The 22,261-nt window shown below is 57.8% G+C and carries 17 protein-coding genes; 3 read left to right on the top strand and 14 right to left on the bottom strand.

The annotated features are described in order from the left end of the window. Positions 1-9 precede the first annotated feature (9 nt). From RM6536_RS04425 to RM6536_RS04405, 5 genes are all read right to left on the bottom strand, one after another. Complete coding sequence (locus tag RM6536_RS04425; RefSeq protein WP_060824206.1) at positions 10-978, bottom strand: metal ABC transporter substrate-binding protein; 969 nt, start codon at positions 976-978, stop codon at positions 10-12. Positions 979-1,300: 322 nt separating this feature from the next. Continuing rightward, positions 1,301-2,101 carry an exodeoxyribonuclease III gene (locus RM6536_RS04420; RefSeq protein WP_060824205.1) on the bottom strand — a complete coding sequence of 267 codons (801 nt, stop codon included), beginning with the start codon at positions 2,099-2,101 and terminating at the stop codon, positions 1,301-1,303. Between the two features lie 211 nt (positions 2,102-2,312). Next, on the bottom strand, positions 2,313-3,125 hold the full coding sequence (locus RM6536_RS04415; RefSeq protein WP_060824204.1) for an S-layer homology domain-containing protein: 813 nt from the start codon (positions 3,123-3,125) through the stop codon (positions 2,313-2,315). 497 nt (positions 3,126-3,622) lie between these two features. Continuing rightward, the gene (locus tag RM6536_RS04410; protein ID WP_060824203.1) at positions 3,623-4,951 is read right to left on the bottom strand and encodes a glycosyl hydrolase family 28-related protein; all 1,329 of its coding nucleotides are present in this window, start codon (positions 4,949-4,951) and stop codon (positions 3,623-3,625) included. A gap of 374 nt (positions 4,952-5,325) precedes the next feature. Further along, entirely contained in the window at positions 5,326-6,069 is a 744-nt protein-coding gene (locus RM6536_RS04405; protein ID WP_060824202.1) for an S-layer homology domain-containing protein, read from the bottom strand. Positions 6,070-6,631: 562 nt separating this feature from the next. Between RM6536_RS04405 and RM6536_RS04400 the strand changes: the two genes are divergently transcribed. Genes RM6536_RS04400 through RM6536_RS04390 form a run of 3 tightly spaced genes read left to right on the top strand, consistent with a single transcriptional unit; the run spans position 6,632 to position 9,079 of the window. After that, positions 6,632-7,351: an ATP-binding cassette domain-containing protein gene (locus tag RM6536_RS04400; RefSeq protein WP_060824201.1), complete on the top strand. Its 720-nt coding sequence runs from the start codon at positions 6,632-6,634 to the stop codon at positions 7,349-7,351. Further along, positions 7,348-8,793 (top strand): hypothetical protein, encoded by a 1,446-nt coding sequence (locus RM6536_RS04395; RefSeq protein WP_060824200.1) that lies wholly within the window; start codon positions 7,348-7,350, stop codon positions 8,791-8,793. Before RM6536_RS04400 ends, RM6536_RS04395 begins: the two co-directional genes overlap by 4 nt. Beyond that, positions 8,774-9,079, top strand: a complete 306-nt coding sequence (locus tag RM6536_RS04390; RefSeq protein WP_060824199.1) for a hypothetical protein — start codon at positions 8,774-8,776, stop codon at positions 9,077-9,079. The genes RM6536_RS04395 and RM6536_RS04390 overlap by 20 nt, the downstream gene beginning before the upstream one ends. A gap of 119 nt (positions 9,080-9,198) precedes the next feature. On the opposite strand, the gene RM6536_RS04385 is transcribed toward RM6536_RS04390, so the two are convergent. The 9 genes from RM6536_RS04385 to serS all read right to left on the bottom strand — a co-directional run bounded on the left by RM6536_RS04385 (position 9,199) and on the right by serS (position 22,191). Further along, the gene (locus tag RM6536_RS04385; protein ID WP_060824198.1) at positions 9,199-10,545 is read right to left on the bottom strand and encodes a glycosyl hydrolase family 28-related protein; all 1,347 of its coding nucleotides are present in this window, start codon (positions 10,543-10,545) and stop codon (positions 9,199-9,201) included. Positions 10,546-11,131: 586 nt separating this feature from the next. After that, positions 11,132-12,130, bottom strand: coding sequence for a bile acid:sodium symporter family protein (locus RM6536_RS04380; protein WP_419865839.1), 999 nt, complete (start codon positions 12,128-12,130; stop codon positions 11,132-11,134). Between the two features lie 161 nt (positions 12,131-12,291). After that, complete coding sequence (locus tag RM6536_RS04375; protein ID WP_060824196.1) at positions 12,292-13,902, bottom strand: M48 family metallopeptidase; 1,611 nt, start codon at positions 13,900-13,902, stop codon at positions 12,292-12,294. A gap of 381 nt (positions 13,903-14,283) precedes the next feature. Further along, entirely contained in the window at positions 14,284-15,237 is a 954-nt protein-coding gene (locus RM6536_RS04370) for a hypothetical protein (protein ID WP_060824195.1), read from the bottom strand. Between the two features lie 617 nt (positions 15,238-15,854). Further along, the gene (locus tag RM6536_RS04365) at positions 15,855-16,991 is read right to left on the bottom strand and encodes an acetate/propionate family kinase (protein WP_060824194.1); all 1,137 of its coding nucleotides are present in this window, start codon (positions 16,989-16,991) and stop codon (positions 15,855-15,857) included. A 480-nt stretch (positions 16,992-17,471) separates the two neighbouring features. Continuing rightward, a complete protein-coding gene (locus RM6536_RS04360; RefSeq protein WP_060824193.1) occupies positions 17,472-19,151 on the bottom strand; it encodes an RNA-guided endonuclease InsQ/TnpB family protein in 1,680 nt (559 codons plus the stop codon). A 368-nt stretch (positions 19,152-19,519) separates the two neighbouring features. Then, positions 19,520-20,608: a diacylglycerol/lipid kinase family protein gene (locus tag RM6536_RS04355; RefSeq protein ID WP_060824192.1), complete on the bottom strand. Its 1,089-nt coding sequence runs from the start codon at positions 20,606-20,608 to the stop codon at positions 19,520-19,522. Positions 20,609-20,709: 101 nt separating this feature from the next. Beyond that, positions 20,710-20,865: a hypothetical protein gene (locus RM6536_RS09080; RefSeq protein WP_171840163.1), complete on the bottom strand. Its 156-nt coding sequence runs from the start codon at positions 20,863-20,865 to the stop codon at positions 20,710-20,712. 15 nt (positions 20,866-20,880) lie between these two features. Further along, positions 20,881-22,191, bottom strand: a complete 1,311-nt coding sequence (gene serS, locus RM6536_RS04350) for a serine--tRNA ligase (protein ID WP_060824191.1) — start codon at positions 22,189-22,191, stop codon at positions 20,881-20,883. Positions 22,192-22,261 lie beyond the last annotated feature (70 nt).

The raw sequence follows: 22,261 nt of genomic DNA, 5'->3' as shown, positions 1-22,261 counted from the left end.
CCCGGCCGGTTACTTTTTCTGCTCGCCTTTCAGGCCCGCCACGATGGTGCGGGCGTCGTAGCGAATCATGTCTAGGTAGGTGGGCACGGGGCCGTTCGCTTCGGAGAGGGAGTCCACGTAGAGCACGCCGCCGAATCGTGCGCCGGTGGCGTCTGCTACCTGGCGCATCGGGTTGTCAGAGACGGTGGATTCGCAGAACACGGCGGGCACCTGGTTCTGGCGCACGTAGTCGATGACGGAGGAAATCTGCGAGGGGGTTGCCTGCTGTTCGGAGTTGACCGCCCAGATGTACTTTTCTTTCAGACCTGCGTCGGCTGCCAGATAGGAGAAGGCGCCTTCGCAGGTGACGAGTGCGCGCTGGTTTTCGGGCAGGGTGGAGATTTCCTTGACGAGCTCGTCACGCACGCCCTGCAGCTGCTTCTTGTAGGCTTCGCCGCGGTTTTTGTAGTCGGCGGCGTGGGTGGGGTCGAGGGTGCTAAATTCGCGAATCATCACGTCCACGTACTTTTGCACGTTGCTGGGGCTCATCCAGGCGTGGGGGTTGGGCTTGCCCGCGTAGGCATCCTCGGTAATGGAGATGGGCGTGACTCCCTCGGAGACGGTCACGTGCTTAGCGTTGGAGTCCTTGACGAACTTGGTGAACCAGGATTCGAGGTTGAGGCCGTTGTCGAGTACCAGGTCTGCGGCGTGCGCTTTCTTCAGGTCGGAGGGGGTGGGCTCGTACTCGTGAATCTCTGCGCCGGGCTTGGTGAGGGATTCGACGTTCAGGTCGTCGCCTGCCACGTTGCGGGCGATGTCTGCGAGCACGGTGAAGGTGGTGAGCACGGTCTTCTTGCCGCTGCTGCTCTTAGCGCCTTCGGTGGTGCTGGAGGTGCTACCGCAGCCGGTGAGCACGAGTAGCAGGGTGAGTGCGAGGGCGGCGCAGAGCGCCTGGACGAGGCGGCGTGCGTTGCTGCCTGCGGGGGTGAAAGCGTTCATGAGGCATCCTTCATTGGAAGTCACGGGTTTGAGTATGTGGTTGATGTATGGGATTTGCCGCGCCGGGACGCTAGGGACACGGTTGTGTCTGCGCAGGCATCATAATGCGCTTTTGCCTGTCGTCCCGGGCGGAATTTAACAATAGTTCGGCTAGCCGAACTTTTCAACTAAGCCACACAGAAAACCTTGAAATATTGGCAGAAACCCAGGAGCAGGCGCGCAGAAACACAGGACAGAAGCACCGGCAGATACAGCAAGGAGGCGGGGGCCCCTCCCCCGCCTCCTTACTGCACGCGGTTCTACGGCAAGCTATACGCTCGGATTAGTCGGCAATCTCAACCACGACCGGCGTGTGGTCGCTTGCGCCTTCACCGGCGCGTTCCACCTTATCGATCCAGGCGCGTTCCACGCGCGCGGCGAGCGCGGGCGAGAACAGCTGGAAGTCAATGCGCATGCCCTCATCCTTGGTGAAGCGGCCCGCCTGGTAGTCCCAGTAGGTGTACTCGCCCGGAGTGTGCGGGCGTACTACATCCACCATGCCCTCTTCGAGTAGGGCGGCGAAGGCGCGGCGTTCGGGTTCGGAAACGTGGGTCATTTCGTTGCGCAGGAAGTAGTCTATATCCCACACGTCGGCATCCTCGGGGGCGACGTTCCAGTCACCGACCAGGGCGAGCTGCGACTGCGGGTTAGCAGCCAGTTCGTTGTGCACGTTCTGGCACAGCGCCTCCATCCAGCGGAGCTTGTAGTCCATGTGCGGGTCGGTCAGGCCGCGGCCGTTGGGCACATAGAGGCTCCAGACGCGCACGCCGCCGCAGGTCGCACCGATCGCGCGCGCCTCCAGCACCTCGGGCTCGCCGGTCTTACCGAAGTGCGGCTGATTATCGAAGCCGCGCTGCACGTCTTCGAGGCCAACTCGGGAGGCGATTGCCACGCCATTCCACTGATTCAGGCCGAAGTGCGCAACCTCGTAGCCCATGAATTCGAAGAGGTCGAAGGGGAAGGTTTCGTCCTTGGTTTTGGTTTCTTGCAGGGCGAGCACGTCAACGTCGTGTTCGTCGAGCCAGTCTTCGACGCGGTTCTCACGGGCGCGGATTGAGTTGATGTTCCAGGTGGCAATCTTCATGCCTTCTAGCTTAGCGGGTGCAGAGCATGCACCTTTCATTGCACGGAAGCGATTGCGCGGCGGCACGGGCGCTCGCAACCTGCCAGAACAGCACAGCACCCGGAACAGAGCACCGCCCGCCTGCGCAACCTTCGGGTCGCACCGGCGGGCGGTGAATATATGCGCTAGTCAGCACTGCATCTAGTCGGTATTACCCCTAGTCAACGGCTTCCTAGTCAACGGCGGGAGTGCCCACAACCTTCAGGCCCTTATCACCGTACGCCTTGAGCATGTACAGGGCATCGGAGAAGTACAGGGGGCTGGCAGGGTTCACCACGTCTGCCACGCCGTCACCGTCGCGGTCCACTTCGGGGTAGGCGCCGAGCGTGCGGGCTGCCCAACGGTTTTCAGCCTTGAACTGCTCAACCTTCTTAGCTTCGGCACGTAGCGGACGGCGAATCTGGCGCAGGCGCGCGGCACCGTCGGGGCTACCCGCGGCGCGATACAGGAACGCGGCGAGGGTGTGGCGGGTGGCATAGTCATCCGGGTGAAAGAGCCCGTCATCCCAGCCGGAGGTGATGCCCGCATCCGCCGCCCAGATGTAGGCGGGGTAGTCCGGGTTAGTGGTTGCCACATCCTTGTAGGGCGAGGTTTTCGGGAGGTCCTTGACGGTCGGCGATCCCGCCATGCGGTAGAGCATGCGCACGAGCTGGCCGCGGGTGACGGTTGCGCTGCTGTGGCGGCGGGTGACGGTGTATTCTTCGCTGTCGAGGTAGCCGTGGCAGACCGCCCACACGCCGGGGGTGGCGCTCATTGTGCCTAGGAACGTGGCGACGCATTCGGCGTAGCTGGGGTCGTCCTTGGGCTGGTGAAGTTTGATGAGGCCGTTGGCTGCGGCAGGTTCGGCGGCGTGAGCTACAGCCTGGTGGGAGGCGATGGCGGAGGTGCCTACGGGCAGGGCACCGAGGGCGAGCGCGAGAGTGAGTGCAAAGATGCGGCGTGCGCGAGTGGTGGGTGTGAGGACTCGGGAGATAACCGGAAGCATGGGCTGTCCTTATGTAATTGTGGTTGGGAACCGGCCGGAAGGAACCGATTTTTGGGTCGACCGCGGGGTCGCCGAACGGAGCGAATAAGAAAAGGGGAAAGGAGTGCGTTGAGGAATAGTGAGAAGCGGCAATGAATAGGGTTTGACGTGCGGCTATACGCGGTTTTGGTGTGCACCAATGATGTGTGTGTTCCACATACTGTCGCACGGCTATGGTGGTGCACAGTGAATGGACTGTTTTACACCACCATAGAAAGTTTAAAGTACATATTGATATTTTATTCAATATTCAATTGAGACTTTTATCAATTAAAAATTAAACATTGTTCTAAACGACAAAGCAGCTGCGAATGGTACATATTCCATTCGCAGCTGCTGTGCTATTGAGCGGTATAGCGCGCCCACTAGGGCACACGCGCCTCCCTCACGATTCACAGGAAAGTCCTGGACCGGTTCGGGCGTGTCTACTAGCTGCCGTCAGTTGCCGTCAGTCTCTACTAACCGCGCATCACGTTGTAGGCTTCCTTGGTGAGCTGACCGGCGGGCGAGGTGGAGTGGCGCAGCTCCTCAACCTCAATGACCACGTTCGCGCCAATCTCGCCGGTGATGTACACGCGGCGGCCGAGCATATTACCATCGCCGATGCGGTCGTCCTTGGCGGTACCTTCAGTGATGCGCAGGTCGTAAATCTTGTTTTCAATGTAGAAGCCGTACAGGGAGGCCGCCTTCTCCGGCGGGTTGTAGGAGACGGGCGCGACCATGCGGGTACCGCGCGCGTTGCGGCTGATGTACCAGTTGGCGGCCTCGTCGGCACCTGCGGCACCGCTGACGGTGCCAGCCCAGCTGGAGCCTTCCGCTTCGCATCCGATGAAGATGTTGTGCGCCCATTCAACAATCCAGCCGTGACCCGCGTTGGAGCGGGCGGTGCAGCCGATGAACATGTTGCGTTCACCCTGCACGATCCAGCCTGCGCCGGCGTGGCGGGTGGCGGGCTCGTAGAGGGCATTCTTGTTGCTGGTGCGGTGGTTACTGTTGCTGGAGCAGTTTTCGAACTTAGCCTGCGCCGCGTACACCTCGATACCGGCGTAGGAGCCGCCGCTGAGATTCGCCTCGGCAACGTCGATACCGCGCAGCTTGTTGTCTGCCGCGCCGGAGTTCTGGCCTTCGTTGGGGCGGCGGGGGTGGCCGGCGGGTTTGCCGAGCAGCAGGCCCTGGTTGAGGGTGCGGCGGATGGTCACGTCGTCAATTTTCATGCCCTGGTCATCCAGGCCGAGCACGGCAACGCCGATGGCGGTGTCCCAGACTTCCACGCCGGCGATAACGGGCACGATGTCCGGTTCGTTGAGCATGTCGCCGGTCAGGTGGGTGTGGAAGATGACGCCGGCGACGTTATTCAGCGGGGTGGTGTGCGCATCGAGCGGGTAGCTGCTGATGGGGGTGTTGGCGGCGTTAGTGCGGATGTGCAGGTTGCGTACGCCCATACGCATGGGCTTGTTGGCGTTGTAGTTGCCGTAGACGGGGGTGGTGTAGCTGCCGACGTGGAACACGCCGGTGTATTCGGTGTGGCCGTTGGCGGTGGTGGGGATGGCGCGGTCGGAGTGCGCGATGACGACGGTTGAGGAGCCGTAGCCGAAGATTTCGACACGGTGCTTGATGTCGATGAAGGGGTAGGAGACGCGGTAGATGCCGCGGGGGAGTTCTACGGATCCGCCGCCGCGTGCGGCGACAGCGTCGACGGCTCGCTGGATGGCTGCGGTGGAGTCTTTGGCACCGGTGGGGTCTGCGCCGTAGTTGATGGCGTTGATGCTCATGGGCGTATCGGGCATGAGGGGCTCAATTCTTTCGATGGGTACCGCGTTCGGTGCTGAAGGCGGCGCGGGTGAGTGAATTGAGTGAATACGGCTGTATGCGGTGAATACGGTGTTGAGTGAGTACGGCGCTGCGTGGGTGCAGTGTTGAGTTTGTGTGGTGCGGTGTGTTGGGCGCATTTCTGCGGGTGTTTTGACGTGTGCGGGTCTGTGCACCGGCAGACCTGCCTCCTGCTCAAGGGTACCGCATTGGGCGTGTGGAGGCGATGACCGGGCGCTGTGATGCCTGCTCCCCTACCCTGTTTTTCTACGGTTTTTCGGCTGTTTTGGGTGCGGGTTAAACGCCGAGGGGCGGGGATTACTCCCCGCCCCTCAGGCGTATGCATCATATTTTATTTGTGGGTTCCGACAACCTGGTACCCGGAAGTATGAAAATCTCGAATCATTGAATATACCGTCCTCCTGTCAAGGATGGTGGTGGGTTTAGCGGTCTTGAGATTATCCGGTTCGTTTTCGTTAACGGGTACCTTGGGGTACGGAGCGATAGCTACGGTGTACCAGGAAGTTTCTTTCCAGAAAGGTTTTCCGATGGGGGTAATATCTTTAGCTGCGTAGTTGTAATGTTCCCATGTGCGGTACCACAGCTTTTGTGGGCTACCGGCAGCACGGTAGAGGAAAGCGATGACGGTGCTGGTAGTTGCATAATCATTGGGATGGAACTTGCCATCAGACCAGCCACTTGTAATTCCCTCACGTGATGCCCAAATAGCAAGAGGGTAGGTTGGGTCATAGGTCTCCACGTCTGCGTATGGGGATACTTCAGGTAGGTTTTTGACTTCAGGGTATCCTGCTAGACGGTATAAAGCAGCGATAACGTCCATTCTGCTGGCAGAACTATTGGGAATTTCGTAAACGCCTGTAGAAATCAAGCCATTACAATATGCCCAGATATCTGCTATCTGGCCGCGTCCGTATTGCTTATCCAGGAGACAGTCACTAACTGCGCCAGTATAAAATTTACTGGGGTTGCGGTAGAGGTTGTTCCCTTCCGCATGTGCGGGGAGGGGTGCCAGCATCAAGGATGCGGCAATGCCTGCTACCCCCAATGCTTTGAGGGGGCGAGGGAGGGGGGTCATGTTACTCTCCAGAAATCGGTGATGTGAGAACGACATGTTGAGTGAATCAGCTAAATACTAGCACCACATTAAGGAATCTGAACCCCGTTGCATGTAGGCAATGTGTCACCTGTATCTTTGCTTATTGAAACGGCTGTCCGTCCCGGAAAAGCTACATTCGGCAGCGGAAATAGCTAAAGAAATTACCCAGCAACCTTTGGAACTAAAAACTTAAACACTGAGGGGCGGGGATTACTCCCCGCCCCTCAAGCGCTTAACACCTCATGAGAAAATTTTTTAGTTAGATAGTGTCGCGATGCACACCGCGTATATTACACTTAAGTGCATGAGCCCAGCCTGGCGTATCACCAGACTGGACTTATCTGTATTTGGGCCGGTCGCAGCAGACAACACAGTCTGAAGACAACACAGTCTGAAGCAGTAAAAATGTCGACAGTATCCACTGTGTAGGTTCCGTGCGAGCATCGTTGATTGCATGATTGCAGGCGCATTGAAGACCCCGGCATAACTTGGCAATCACTGGATGATCCCTAATCAACACACGACGAAGGGCGTGGCATAAATGCTTCTCAACGCGCACGATATTACCTACGCGTACGGGGCTGGGAAACCCGCCCTTACTGACGTTCATCTCCAAGTTTCTTCCGGAGAAATTCATGGATTGATTGGACCTAATGGCTCTGGAAAATCCACGCTCATGAAGCTGATAAGTAACCTTCTACACTCCAAGAAGGGCGATATTCAGATTAGTGGTCATGAGCATCAGAGCCTTGCTGCTCGCACCTCCTTGATGTACCTGGCAAGCAACGACTATCTACCGGAATTCCTGACCGGTCTGGAATATCTGCGTTTTATCCACTCTCTGTACAAGGAGAAAGTGGATGAGAATGCTGTAGCGGAGTACTTTAAGCGTTACCAGATGACGGGTCGACAGCACGACCTGATGGAAGATTACTCCCACGGTATGCGCAAGAAAACTCAGCTCATTGCAGCGTTGCTATTGCGTCGACCGCTCACTCTCATTGATGAGACGCTTAACGGAATCGACATCGATGCAATTTACACCTTTGAACGAGATATGCGTACATTACGCAATGAAGGATGCGGAATCCTGCTATGTAGCCATGATTTCACGCTCCTAGAAAGGTGCGCAGACCGTGTTACCTTCCTCCACCGCGGAGTAGTGCTCGAGGACGACGCTACCAATGCTCTGCTAGAACGCTATGGAACTCTCGATGCTATGGTCCGAAAAACTGTGGATGAAATCGAGGGGGACCTATGAGGTTCAGTGCGGTTTATCAGCTCGTCCATTTTTATTTCCTCTTCCTGCGCCGCCGTGTTTTAGGAAGGGGAGTTCTGGCAAATCGACCAATTCGTTACACCGCGTTTTTTGGTGTCTTAGCACTATACGCAGGATATGTTCTGCTGAGTATCAGTGTTGTTAGGCAAACATTTAATAACCCGGAAATAATAGCGCCGATTCTGGAAGGAATGGGTATCTCATCTGTTTTTTGGGTTGCCGCATTTTACACAATTGTGCGAATCCTATTCCTGAAAGCAGATGAGCTAACAGAACTGACATACACTCTTCCCGCGACCAATAAGGAACGCCTGATTGCGAGTGTTGTATTCGAGATGCTTCTTGTCGGAACAGCTACTATTGCTCTTTCAAGTGCGCTGGCTATTGCTTGTAGCATTGTCGTGGGGTGGAAAGCTGCGGAGCTCTTCCTGTTGGGTGTTGTGTCACCAGCTCTTGTTACTTACCTGATCCTGCTAGTAATTCATTTGGGAGTAGAGCGACTCCTTGCCCTCGTGGGAATGGCACGTTTGCGCGGTCTTGTGATTCCTGCTCTTCTTGTGGGTCTTATGGCTATTGCATTTAGCATGATGCGTGACCAAAGTGTGGAGTACATGCGGATTCGTTTGCTTGAAGATACTGCCCCATGGGTGCCCCAGCTGGCGTTTCTCCGTATTGAGGAAGCTATCGGAGGGGTACTAGGAGCAGCGGGTGCTGTACTCGCCTTGCTAGGAGTATGTGGACTGCTACTAGCTTTAGCTATAGCAATTGCGCCGAAGGACTACACCCCGCTCAGGAGCTACTTCCTTGCGCTACCTGGAAGTCTTGCGAGTACTCGATTGGGCACTTTGGTGCTGATGCAGTTCCGTAGCTTCGAGAACCAGTTTGTGCTGGTATCTGCTGTGGTGGCAGCTTTCGCAATTCCTTGGAAGAGTTGGAATGCGCCTCCGGCGTACATTATGCTCCCGGCTTTCTTGGGAATCTACGCGTACGCATCCTCTGAACCCCTGCGTCGCCTTACTCCATTCCGCCAATCGGCAGGTGTGTTTTACCTTCAGCTGATTGGTTCGCAGGCAACGATCATGCTTACGCTAGGTGCAGTTCTTGGAACGGTTTATCTAGCGCAAGGAGGTCAGCTATCAGATATCCTGACCGTTTTTGGGTTTGGGTTGGTATCCATCGTCATGACTAATCTTGTGGGTATTATCTTCCCGCCTGAAAAGGGAAATCCATTCTCTGTGGTTATTGGTGTGATTCTTCTGCTATCGGCCGTTGCAACTTTTGCGTTGGGCCTGAATATGTTTAGGCTCCCGACGGAGGTTAACGTGACCATCATTGCGGTGCTTCTTGGATTCGCCGTGTTCTTTAGTGTCTTGGGAATTTCCCGCAATGAAAAAGGAGTGCGCCATGAAATGGTTCATCTATAGTATTTCTTCGCTTGCTACTGCTGCAGTAGCCACTGTAGCGGTAGTTATTGGAAGCACCATCTACACGCTCTTTAGCCTGGGCGAGAATAGTCCTATGGGAGAGGCGTTCTTCGGTGCGATACGCTTGCAATCAGAGGCGGTCCCGGACGGAGGAGTTCGCATGCAAATGAGCATGGTAAATCCTGCGCCCGTGGTGGTGACGCTTATTCTCTTGACGCTCTTTATCTTCGCCGTGGTTGTGGCGTATAACCGACCGTCGGTACGCCGCGCTCAGTCTGAAAAATAACCTATTACAGGACCAGCAATAATGCTTGAGGGGCGGGGATTACTCCCCGCCCCTCAGACGTGTGCGTTTTAAGATTTTGTGATCACGAGCCTCAGCCCGCAGAGCCTAACCTGTGAAGGTTAGCCCATGAACACGCCGTTGCCGCGCTTCTCCAGCTGCTTCGGCGCGAAAGTCGCGTGGCGAATGTGATCCACCTCAATGAGCACGTTATCGCCCATAGCACCGGTCACGTGAACACGGCGGCCAATCATGTTGTTCTCACCAATACGGTCATCCTTCGCAGACGCAGTCGTAATGTGCATATCGCGAATGTTGTTCTCAATGTAGAAACCGTACAGGGAAGCCTTCGCCCAGCTGTAAGGGTTGTGCGAACGAGGAGCCACAAAACGGCTACCGCGTGCGTTACGGCCAATGTACCAGTTCGCCGCCTCGTCACCTCGAGCACCGCCGGTAACAGCATCCTGGAAGCTGGAAGACTCACCCAGGCAGCCAATGAACTGGTTGTTACCCCACTCCACGAGCCAGCCGTGACCGGCGTTCTCCTGGGCGGTGCAGCCAATGAACATGTTGCGGGTGCCCTGAATGAACCAGCCTGCGCCCACGTGGCGGGTCTTCACCTCGTACAGGGCGTTCTTACCCATGTTGCGCTTGTTGAACCAGCTGGTGGACGCCTCGAACTTGGACTGAGAAGTGTAAATCTCAATACCTGCGTAGGTGCCGAAGCTCATGTTTGCGTCAGAGACGTCAATCATGGAGAACTTGTTATCTGCCGCGCCGGGGGTGTCACCCTCACGGCGGCGCAGCGGGTGGCCGACAGGCTTACCAACCAGCAGGCCCTGGCGCAGGGTCTGGCGGATGCGGATCTTGTCAATCTTCATGCCCTGGTCGTCCAGGCCCAGGATCGCAACGCCAATGGCGGTATCCCAGATTTCGATGTTGGACAGGGTGGGCACTGCGTCCGGCTCACCGGGGTTAGCGTCCGCAATGCGGGTGTGGAAGATGACGCCTGCAACGTTGTCAACGGGCTGGGTATGCTTCTCCAGGAAAATCTGGTTGCTCTTAGAATCCAGCGGCAGGTTGTACTTGTTGGTGCGGATGAACAGGTCACGCACGCCCATACGCATGGGCTTGTTCTGGTTGGTGCCACCGCTCATGGGGGTGGTGTAGCTACCGGTGTGGAAAACGCCGGTGCATTCGTAGCTACCGTTCTTAGACGACGGGATGCTCTTGTCGGTGAAAGCGACGATTCGGGTTGCCTGACCGTGGCCGAAGATCTCGACGCGGTGCTTCATTTCGATGAAGGGGTAGGAGACGCGGTACATGCCGCCGGGAATCTCCACGGAGCCGCCGCCCTGTGCAGCAACGTCATCAATAGCCTTCTGGATAGCGCTAGTAGAGTCTCGTACGCCGGTCGGGTCAGCGTTGTACTTGGAATCGCATACGTTCACGCTCATGATGGTAGCCATGGTGTGTCCTCTTTCTTGGCGGATACAGAACAGCGATTAGCGCATAGATAGAATCTAAGCGCGTTGTTAAGCTGAGTGTATCCAGTTGTGTTTGAGTGAATAATTGGTTTGAGCTTCCTTCCGGTTGAGTGAGTGAGTCTCTTCCAGTGTGGGATGCGGGCGGGGAGTGAATCCGCTGCATCAACGCTCGTGGGCGGTGTGAGGGAGTGAATCTCAACCGTTCCCATGTGAGTCATAAATTCTTGCATACAGGATGCGAATCTGTCTAACCCACGAGAAAATATTCTAGGGCAAAATTAGAGTGCTTTTAACAATCAACGCCCGATAGTGCTGATTGTCTCCTCGGTCACTTTTATGCAATAGAGTGCACATACCCCACAAAAACCCAACTGACCAGTACAAATACCACATTTTGTACACAAATGCACTAGTCAGGGAATTTTTGGCAGTGCGCGCCAAATCACTTCATAAACCGATTGATACGACCCAAAGTCCCCCATTAAAACCCCTCATCAGAGGCTTATCTCACAGACTCAGAGGCCCGGCATAGCACCCGGCGAGCGCCCAGCAGACAGGGTGCAAGCCCCTACTGAACTTCCTTTGCAGAGGCGGCACCCACCACATCCAGGCGTGCATAGCGTCCCGCAAGCCAGGTACAAATCATCAGCTGAACCTGATGGAAAATCATGATCGGCAGCATCATCAGACCCAGCGAACCCGCGCCAAAAATAATGATCGCCATCGGCAGGCCAGCCGCCAGCGACTTCTTCGAACCGCAGAACTGAATCGTAATACGGTCGGCACGGTTGAAACCCAGACGCTTAGCCAGCAGGTCGGTCAGCCACAGCATGAACACCACAATAATCGCCATGAGCACGACCAGCAGCGCGATCTGCCACCACGCCACGCGCGTCCACACGCCCTGCACCACCGAGGCAGAGAACGCCGAATACACAATCATCATGACCGAGAACTTATCCAGCCACTTGGTGGTCGGTTTCTTGGCGAACTCACCCACCCAGCGGCGCGTCAACTGGCCGAGCACGAACGGCAGGAACAGCTGAATGGCGATGTCCAGGAAGACCGTTCCGGAGAACTCAATATGGCCCGTGTTCATCAGCAGCATGGCGAGCAGCGGGGTCGCCACCACACCCACAATCGAGGAGAGCGAGGCGCTCACAATCGCCGCCGCCACGTTACCGCCCGCAATCGAGGTGAACGCAATCGACGCCTGCACGGTCGAGGGCACAAAGGTCAAGAACAGAATGCCCATGTACAACCCATCACCAAGCACAAAACGCAGCGGTGAGAGCGCCAAACCGACCAGGGGGAACAGCACGAACGTGCAGCTCAAAATCATCAGGTGCAGACGCCAGTGGGTCAGACCGCGAATAGCCTCCGCAGTGGAGAGACGAGCGCCGTACAGGTAGAACAGCAGGGCAACCGCGAACTTGGTGCCGGTGCTGAACCATTCGGCGAAGTCGCCGCGCGCCGGCACGATAATGGCGAGGATGACCGCGCTAATGAGCATGGTCAGCAGCGGGTCAAGTTTGATGGAGCGAAGTGATGAAAGCATGGTCTCCATTCTATGACCGCGGCACGCGGCGGATGCAGTGACGGGCGCGCCTTCTCACCTGAGGGTCACGCACGAGGCAGTTAACGGCTGAACCCGCCGGAATGCACGATGCATCCCGACGGGTTCATCAAGGTTCTTGGGCCTAGGTTCTTGAGCCTACAGCTCAGGAACTACTTCTTATCACTATCGAAGCCGTAACCCTGACCGTACGAGCCGCCCTCAGAGGAGCTACCGTACTGGTTCGGGGTGGCAGAGTCAGTGCCGTACTGGTTGCTACCGTACTGGCCGTAACCGGGCTGAGTATTGCCGGGCTGGGCAGTACCGGGCTGGGACTCGCCAAAGTTCGGCTGTGCGCCACCAAAATTAGGCTGAGGCGCACCCGGCTGACCGGGCGCCTGCGGGCCACCGGGAGCACCCGGTGCCGGCGCGCCACCGGCGGCAGCGTACGCATCCCAACGCTGACCGTGGAAAGCACGAGCCTGCTCGGTGAGCCAGCCAGCGAACAGCGTAGAGTTCGCATCGAACGCGGGGGCGTTCTCAGGCTTGGGGTACACGTCCACGGTTTCCAGGGTGTAGTCAGCCCACGCGTCCTGGTGTTCACGCATGAACTCGGTGGACTGAATCGGGTCGGGCCACATGTGCACCGGCTCCGCCGCCGGGATCAGGACAGGAACACGCGGTGCGGCGTCCTTGACCGGGTTCTCGGTCGGGCGCCAGAACAGGCGGCCGGGCTGGGTGCGGTCACGCAGCGCGTGCGCACGCCAGGTGAGAACGGGGTGGCTTGCCAGCAGGTTCACGTACCAGACGGCAAGGCCGCGATCGGTGACGGCACGGTCGGCAAGCTCATCGAAGTTGACCTGCTTGTTCAGGTACTTACCTGCCGCAAGCACCTTGACAGCGCCCTCAGCGCCCTCGGGGCAGAAGCGGTAGCCGAAGTTGTCGGCGGTGTACTCCTGCGAGCGGGACAGCGCACTCGACAGCACCGGAATCTGGTTGAACAGCATGGTGAAAATCAGACGGAAATAACCGACGTGACCTGCGGCGATGTGACCAACCTCGTGGCCAATAATGAAGCGCAGTGCCTCCGGGTCACGGGACTTACCGCCGATCTCGAACAGATCAGAGTACAGGCAGATGTAACGGCGGAAGCCGTGACCTGCCGCGAAAGCGTTCATGGTGCCGTTACCGAGAACAACGTACGCATCCGGTACGCGGCGCAGACCTGCCGCCTCAGCTGCTTCGGCGAGCATCTGGTACGCCTCAGGGAACTGGGTGGGGGTGATGCGCACACCGCGCACACGCTGCTGCGCGTAGTAGATTGCACGAACAATGAACACAGCAATCGGGCCCAGGATGAGCAGACCAACCGTCTGGAAAATCAGGTCTTCCATGCTTGCCGTGGTGCTACCGGAAGAAGGTACACGAACCGAGCCTTCACCGGTTGAGCTGAAGACGTAACGCATCATCGAGCTGAACAGGTCAGCGAGCGCCATGAACAGCACAATGTAGCCGACCGCGGTAACCGCGTAGGCGGCGACCAGCCACGGAATTTCGGAGGGGTGACGCAGCGCGTGCAGCACCTTCGGCGGCAGCATCGACTGGTAGGCGAAGAGCCTCGGCTGGGGCAGGGGGCTGACCGGCTTCTGGCGCTCATCTTCGGGGAGCCAGCCGGCGGAGAGGTCCTGCGGGAGGGGCTCACCGGGGGCACGGAATGCCTGCTGGCCGGGCTGGGCGTTGAACTGCCCGCCGGGCTGCTGGTGGTTTTCAGGGGGTTGAGTCATGTCTCGTCCGCTTCGTATCGAGTGTTATCTGATTCCACTCTATCGTTTTTGAGCACGTACTAGTGAATGTGAATGCGCTTTTTCTCATAGAATGCCCATCACTTCTCGTCTCTCCTGCAATAGCCCGCCAAGAGACGCAATGCTTGGTTTTTCTCCCTACTGATGCATGCAGAGGGGCCGGTTCCGCACACATGGTACGAACCGGCCCCTCCAAAGGCTGACAGAAGACTAGTGTCTACTTATTAGGGATACCACCCCCTAATACACTAAAAATCTATCAACTTTATACTCAAATAGACATCACAAATATATAAATCTCAATCCAAGATTGAAATAGGTCGAATGGGTCACTACTCCATTTAGACCTAATGCAAGCTGATATTAAACAGCTGCCGAAAGATAAGTGACGGTACCCCAGGGGGAAGTCACAATAACGCGATACTGCACCGGAATGACCTTTGCCGACTGATGTGCGGGGTCACCGTAGGTGTGCTTACGCAGGTAGGTCATGTACGACACAACGTCTGCACCAGCGTTGGGATGGGTAATGTTAGCCATCACCTGAATGTCCCAGGACCAGCCGTCGCGACCTTCAGCGGTCGTGTAGTGCTTACCGTATGCATAAGTCCACATGGGGCTATTTTCCTTGGGAGGACGGGGACCATCCGGGAAGTGCAGGTAGTTGTACTTACCGTGAGCAATGTAGGTAGAGCGGCTGCCCTTGTAGTTGTCGTTGAGGCGAACGACCGGGGGGTTTGCGCCCTTGCCCTTGTAGCCTTCAGCGTAGTACATGTTGTTCTTACGGTTGGCTTCAGCCTCACCGAATGCGAAACGATCCTGGCCGGTGGGGGTCGGTGCGTAGGAGACGTTACCTGCAACGTTCTCAACACGAACGTTGATGATAACGCCGCCACCAACACCACCAACGCCATCCTTGGAACTGTAGTCGGGGGTGTCCTTGCCGTTCGGGGGGTAAATCGGCGGGAAGTCACTTACGCCCTCGTAACGACCCCAAGGGTAAGCAAGCTTACGCTCGGGGGTAGTGTTGTCAATGAAGTAGGTCTGCGGATGGGGGCTGCAGTTGGAAGTGGGCATCACTGCCCATTCGTACTCTTCGTTGACGGTGCCCTTGTAGCGGCGACGTTCGGCACGTTCACCCCAGGGCACGGATACGATGGTGCCGTATTCGCAAGGGTTCTTGGATGCGGCGTAGGCGGGTACTGCGGCGGTTGCTGCCACAACGGGTGCTGCCCACGCTACACCCTTGACCAGGGCGCGACGGCCCATCAGCTTTCCACTCTGGTCGGAGTGGCTCTTAGTCGAGTGAATATCCATTACCAAATCTCTCTCAATTGGAATGAGTTTTGTACATTGATTCACTTTATTTCGGCATAAAAATACAGACATAAAGGTTATCGCAGTATGTGTTTAACGTGTAATTCAGAGTGCGCTCTCAGAATTCTTTTGCGGCTATAAATCCGCTTCAGTTCTTTTCGATGAACACTCGTTACATGAAAGCACAAAAAATTTGTATTTATTGTTCAACGTTGTGCAACAACTTGGGTTAATAAAAAATTCCTAACAGAATTAATCTAGGATTATCAACCTTTTTTCACCCTCAACCTTAACTGCCATCAATGTTGGAATGTTGCGAGTCGGTACACTTAGTGCATATTTTTACATAAAACTTTCCCACACAAGCAAAAATTTTTCACTCTATGCAGAATCTAGTCCCATATTTTAAGTTAACTTTCATTTTTATTTTCTACGTGATACATAATACATATGCAATATATGCCACATTGCCGTAATATTGCATCGTAAAGTAAGTTGAATCATACGCATTTATACTAATGGACGCTCATAAACAAGTCCGCTGCAGCACCCGTACGGAACGGGAACTGCAGCGGACTGCCCATATTCAACCGCTTACACGGCGGGGTGCGTGGGGCTTAGAGGCCCTTGACGAGCTCCTCGGTAGCCTCAGCGATAGCCTTCTCCTCGTTGGTGGGGATGACCAGCACCTTGATAGCGGAATCCTCGGTGGAAATCACGCGCGGCTCGGGGGAACGCTTAGCGTTCTCTTCCTCGTTGTACTTGATGCCGAGAGCGCCGAGGCGGTCCAGGACCAGCTTGCGGAAGTCACCGGAGTTCTCACCGATACCTGCGGTGAAGATCAGTGCCTGCGCGCCGCCAACGACCAGGTTGTAGCCGCCAATGTACTTCATCAGGCGGTAGGAGGTCATGTCCAGTGCGAGCTGTGCACGCTCGTCGCCGGACTGTGCAGCCTCAACGACCTTACGCATGTCGTTGGAGCCAGCCAGTGCGAGCAGACCGGACTCCTTGTTCAGGATGGTGTCCAGGCGTTCACCGTCAATGCCTTCACGAGACAGGATGGTGGTCAGCGCCGAGGGGTCGATGTCGCCGGAGCGGGTGCCCATGATCAGGCCAGCCAGCGGGGTGTAGCCCATGGAGGTGTCCACGGACTTGCCGCCCTTCACAGCGGTCACGGACGCACCGTTACCGAGGTGTGCGACGATGCCGTTGAACTCGTCGCGTGCAATGCCGAGCATGTCAGCTGCAACGTGGGAGACGTACTCGTGGCTGGTGCCGTGGAAGCCGTAGCGGCGGATGCTGTACTTGTCAGCCAGGTCGTAGGGGATTGCGTAGCGCCATGCTTCTTCGGGCATGGTGGAGTGGAACGCGGTGTCGAAGATAGCGACCTGCGGCAGGGAGGGCCACTTGTGCATTGCTGCGCGCATGCCCTGAACGTGTGCGGGGTTGTGCAGCGGTGCCAGCGGGGAGAGGTCGTCGATCTGCTGGACAACTTCCTCGGTCAGCAGGGTGGGGTGGGTGAACTTCTCTGCACCCTGCACCACGCGGTGGCCGACTGCCTGCAGCTCGCGGCCGTGCAGGACAGGCTCAAGCTTCTCGGACATGATGTCGAATGCGACCTCGTGGTTGGGCACGTCGGTGCCGATGTTTTCGACGAGGCCGGAGGTCAGCATCTGCTCTGCCTCGGGCAGGGAGGTGTCACGCACCTGGTACTTCAGGGAGGAAGAACCAGCGTTCACAACGAGAATAAGCATGAAAGTATCTTCTTTCGTAGTTTTCTTTTCGTTCCATTCTCGCACTTTTCGAGCCTGCGTGCGAGACGGCCCCGGCTGTGTTTTTAACGGGGGTTTTTACTGGGGGTGACATCGAGGGGCAGGAGGCGCGGGGGCTCATCCCTGCACATACGGGGAAAACACGGTGCAGTCCCAGTGGATTCTGACGACCTTGGGCTCATCCCCGCGCATACGGGGAAAACGGCTCTTGAAGTTTCACCTCATCAAAGGTTGGGGGCTCATCCTCGCACATACGGGGAAAACCGTGTGGCGCCCTACTCTTGAGCGGATCCGAAGGGCTCATCCCCGCGCATACGGGGAAACCCCCACTGGGACTGAGGGCGTGCCGGTCTACGAGGGCTCATCCCTGCGCATACAGGGAACACCTCACCGTAGACGAGTAATCGTCTACTCATCCCCGGCTCATCCCCACGGGCGCGGGATGAGTAGACAATCACTCGTCTACGGTGACCCGCCGCCAATGGCAGCTGGCCTTGACGCATCCAACGCCACATCCCCCAACACCACCGAACCGGCAGCATCAGAGCCAGCGACTCCGCGTCCGTTTAGACTCTCCCCCGTGCCGGGGGCGAGTAGCGCCTCATACATCCGTACAGCCTCCGCACGGATATTACGTGCCGCGTTCACGTCACGATCAATCCGCACACCACAGGCCACACACTCAAAGACACGCATGTGGAGTCCGAGCTTGGTTTTCACTCGTGCTCCGCAGGCGCTACACGTCTGAGAGGATGCAAAGAAGCGGTCAATAATCTGTACCTGTGAGCCGTACCAGCTGGCCTTGTATTCCAGCTGACGGCGCAGCGTACTAAAAGCGGCATCCAGAATGGACCGGTTCAGCCCGGCCTTCTGGCGCACATTCTTGCCCGGTGCCTCGATGGTACCGGCAGCTGAAGCGGTCATACCCGCCACAGCCAAGTCTTCAAGCCCGATGAGGGTGTACCCGGTGCTCAGGCGCTTAGAGACCTGATGCAACCCGGACTCACGGCGCAAGGCTACTAGGTGGTGGTGCCGTGCAATCTGCTGCACAATACGGGCACGACGCTTAGAACCCTTCTGAGCACGTGAGAGAGCACGTTGCAGGCGTACCAGGCGCTTCTCGGCGGTACGTGCCCAGCGGGGGTTAGCCAGGGTGGGGGCACCGTCACCGGTGAACTCCAGGGAAGGGTACTGTGCGAAGCGCTGGGGCGCCTGCTCGTCAGAGAGCGCGGCGAGGTAGCGTACGCCCAGGTCCACACCGACAGCACCAGCGGAACGCTGGGCACGGGTGGGGGTCGCAGACGGGCGGGTGAGCTCGACGAGGATAGAGACATACCACCGGTTGGCGGCACGAGATACCGTGTAAGAGCGAACCTGAGCGCCAGCTCGCACGGCCTTCACCAGAGGCTTCGTAGTGTTATGAGTACGAATAACACCCAGGTGCGAGAGGCGCACGTGTCGGTAGTCCTCAATGGTCGGGGTGGTCTTGATGCCGCGGCGCTTCAGCTGTGCCTTACGGCGTGCGTATTCAGGCTCACCCTGCTTGTAAGGGGTACCGTAAGCGCCGATAGTCTCCGGGGTAGGGATAGTGAAGGAGTCACGGCTTGCGCCCTTGCGCTTGAAGCGGGGCGTGCCGACAAGTCGGCCAGCACGAGCACCGGTACGGGAATCAAAGAAATTCTTCCATGCCTTATCGGCAGATTGCAGCCCAGAGACGAGGACTCGGCGGGGGATGGTGTGCATCCACGGCTCGGAGGATCGCTCAGTCTCGGGCCATACGGAGGCAGGGTCGGCACCGTCGGTGATTGCGTTGCTAGCAACGCGGTGGCGATTAATTTCAGGGGTCAGGTACTGGGTTCCGTATGCTGCATAACCAATGGACTTATACGCTGCATCGCTTTTGGCTAATGCCTTGAGCTCAGCCTTAACGGTGGTCTCGTCGGCGCCTGCGTCAATGCGGGTGTGCCAGTAGTCTGCTCGGGCGCGGGAGACATCGAGATTGTGGGCAGTGAGGAGGTTGTAGGCGTAGCGTGCTGCGCCTGCGCATTGTGCTAGGGCGGACGCCTGTGCCTGGGTGGGATCGAGGCGGAATTTATAGGCGCGGAGTGTAGTGTCAGCGTCGGTGCTGATTTTCTTAGCCATGGCCTTTCCTCCTCTCCTACAAGCTATTGAGATAACCAGTGTGGACATCTCTCACACCCACAATCATATGGGATACCCCTGACAAGATAAGGGGGTATTTTGGGGTACCCAAGAATATTTTGAAAATAAATTCCCCCACAGCCGTAGAACCGATCCGTGGGATTTTTGTTGGGGCGCAGCGTCTAGAAACGAGGACTACACCGGGGTGGGCAGCGAGAAAAATAGTGTAAAAAATCGCCGATTTTTTCACTATCCCCTCTGATTTTCAGGAAATAGTGAAAAAAACCGCGATTTTTTCATAATCCAGGTCACATATAGGTGATTCGGGGGTGGTGCCAGCCCCTCCCACAGTACCTTCACCACCCCCGCTAAAGCACCTCGGGGTGGACCGCCACCTCCACGGCGGCAGGCAGCACGCGCGCGCTAATACGGTGCGCCGACGGTGCCGGGTCACCATCCACCTCAACGGGCTGCGCACCATCCGGGAACTCCAACACCGCCTCAGACCCCACCAGGTGGCGGATCACCGGCAGCTCAATGCGCGGCGAACCCAGAATCGTGCGGCGCGTAACCTTCGCCATCAGCAGACCCCACTCCACTAGGTCACGCGGCGACGCCACAATCACCTCAAGATTACCGTCGTGCACATCCGTCATATCCGCCAGGCGAATACCGCCCTGCAGACGGCCACAATTCGCGATCAGCACCGACCGCATCGGCAAAGTACGAGGCTCCCCACCGTCCACGCTAATACGCACCGGGTGCGACCTGCCCAGCATATGCTTCATGCCGGACTGCACGTACGCCACCCAGCCGAACTTCGCCTTAATCTCCTCGTTCGTATCATTCATGACAAGCGCGTCAAAGCCGGCACCACTCATCACAAAGAACGTGTGTTCGGTTTCTTCGCCGGGGGTGCTCGTCGTCGTCATCTCAATCGCATCAACAGCCTGACCTGCACCGTTGAGCGCAATATTCACGCACGCCGCCACGTCACTGACCGGAATATACAGGTTACGCGCCAGCAAGTTACCGGTACCCATTGGCAGAATACCCAGGCGCGGCTTATGCCCCTCATGATGCGCCAGCGCCGCCGCCACAGCACGCACCGTACCGTCACCACCGGCAGCAATGAGCCGGTCAACACCCTCAGCGATCAGCTCGCGGGCGGCCTCGGAACCGGGCTCGTCCACGCGGGTGGTGCGCACCAGCGGCTGCGGGTGGCCGTTCGCCGCGAGGGTACGTTCCAGAATCTCGATAGCCGCCGCAGCGCCGGGCTTGCTGGGGTTGTACACCACGCCCACGCGCTGCGCCTCACCGGTGGGCAGGGTCGGCAGAACACCGAAGGGCGCGCCCAGTTCGATAGCGCGTCGGCGTGCTTCACGGCGGGCACGAGTGACGGAGGCGGTCAGCGCCGCCGCCGCGGAAACACCAAGAAGTTTACGGTATAGAGGCATAGTTCTTAGATTACCGGGATACGCGAAAACCCGCCCACCGTTTACGCGGTGAGCGGGTTTTTTAGCTGGTTATGAGATTACTCAGCGGGCGGGGTTTTCCCTTACTCAGCAGCTACTACGGGGATAACCTCGGCACCACCCATGTACGGGCGAAGAGCCTCAGGGATACGCACGGAGCCGTCTGCCTGCTGGTGGGACGGAGGTGGGGGATTCCGAGCGCGCGAGGCACCAAATCCCCCGCCGGAGTGGAGACTCACTCCAGCAGGAATCCTTTATTCAGCAGCTACTGCCGGAATAACCTCAGCACCGCCCATGTACGGGCGAAGAGCCTCGGGGATACGCACGGAGCCGTCAGCCTGCTGGTGAGTCTCCAGGATGGCTACCAACCAGCGGGTGGTTGCCAGGGTGCCGTTCAGGGTCGCTACGGAGCGGGTGCGGCCCTTACGCACGTTGCCTGCCTCGTCCACGGTGTCCGGGGTGCGCTCGCGGATGTTCAGGCGGCGTGCCTGGTAGGTGGTGCAGTTCGAGGTGGAGGTCAGCTCACGGTAGGTACCCTGGGTCGGGACCCACGCCTCGCAGTCGAACTTGCGGGCTGCGGAGGTGCCCAGGTCGCCTGCGGCGGTGTCAATCACGCGGTATGCGAGGCCGCAGCGCTGCAGCATTTCCTCTTCGAGGGCGAGCAGCTGGGCGTGAATCTCTTCTGCCTGCTCGACGGGGCAGTAGACGAACATTTCAGCCTTGTTGAACTGGTGCACGCGAATGATGCCGCGGGTGTCCTTACCTGCGGAGCCAGCCTCGCGGCGGTAGCAGGAGGACCAGCCGAGGTACTTCTTCGCGCCCTTCTCGAAGTCGAGAATTTCGTCGGTGTGGTAGCCGGCGAGCGCCACCTCGGAGGTGCCGACGAGGTACAGGTCGTCGCGTTCGAGACGGTAGATTTCGTCGTCGTGCTTGACGTTGAAGCCGGTGCCGTTCATGATTTCGGGGCGTACCAGGGTGGGGGTGGTCATCATGGTGAAGCCGTGCTCGGTTGCGAGGTCGAGCGCCATCCACATGAGCGCCTGCTCCAGGCGTGCTACCTGGCCCTTGAGGAAGTAGAAGCGTGCGCCGGAGACCTTTGCGCCGCGTGCCATGTCGATGCCGTCGACGAGTTCACCGATTTCGAGGTGGTCGCGCGGTTCGAAGCCATCAGCTGCGAAGTCGCGGGGGGTGCCAACTTCCTTGACGACTACGTAGTCGTCTTCGCCGCCGACGGGTACGCCGTCGATGATGAGGTTTTCGATGCTGCTGATCAGTTCCTCGTATTCGGCGGTTTTTGCTTCGGAGGCTGCCTTTGCTTCGTTGACGCGGGTTGCTAGTTCCTTGGCCTGTGCGACGAGGGCGGGCTTTTCTTCCTTGGGGGCCTTGGCAACCTTCTTGCCGAAGGCGTTCTGCTCGGCGCGCAGGTTCTCGTATTCGCCGATGAGTGCACGGCGTGCGGTGTCGGCTTCGAGGATGCGGTCGACGTGGGTTTCGTCCTTGCCGCGTGCTCGCTGGGAGGCGCGGAAGACGTCGGGGTTTTCGCGGAGGAGGTTAATATCAATCACTGTTTTATCCTACCTAATCTTGCGGTGGGTTGTGGGCGGGGTTTGCGCTGGTGGGGCGCGGGTAGGTGCG

The organism is Rothia mucilaginosa (genome assembly GCF_001548235.1).
In the GTDB taxonomy this organism is placed as follows: Bacteria; Actinomycetota; Actinomycetes; order Actinomycetales; family Micrococcaceae; genus Rothia; species Rothia mucilaginosa_B.
The sequence above is the reverse complement of the archived record's forward strand: the minus strand, read 5'-3'. Positions and strand labels throughout refer to the sequence as shown.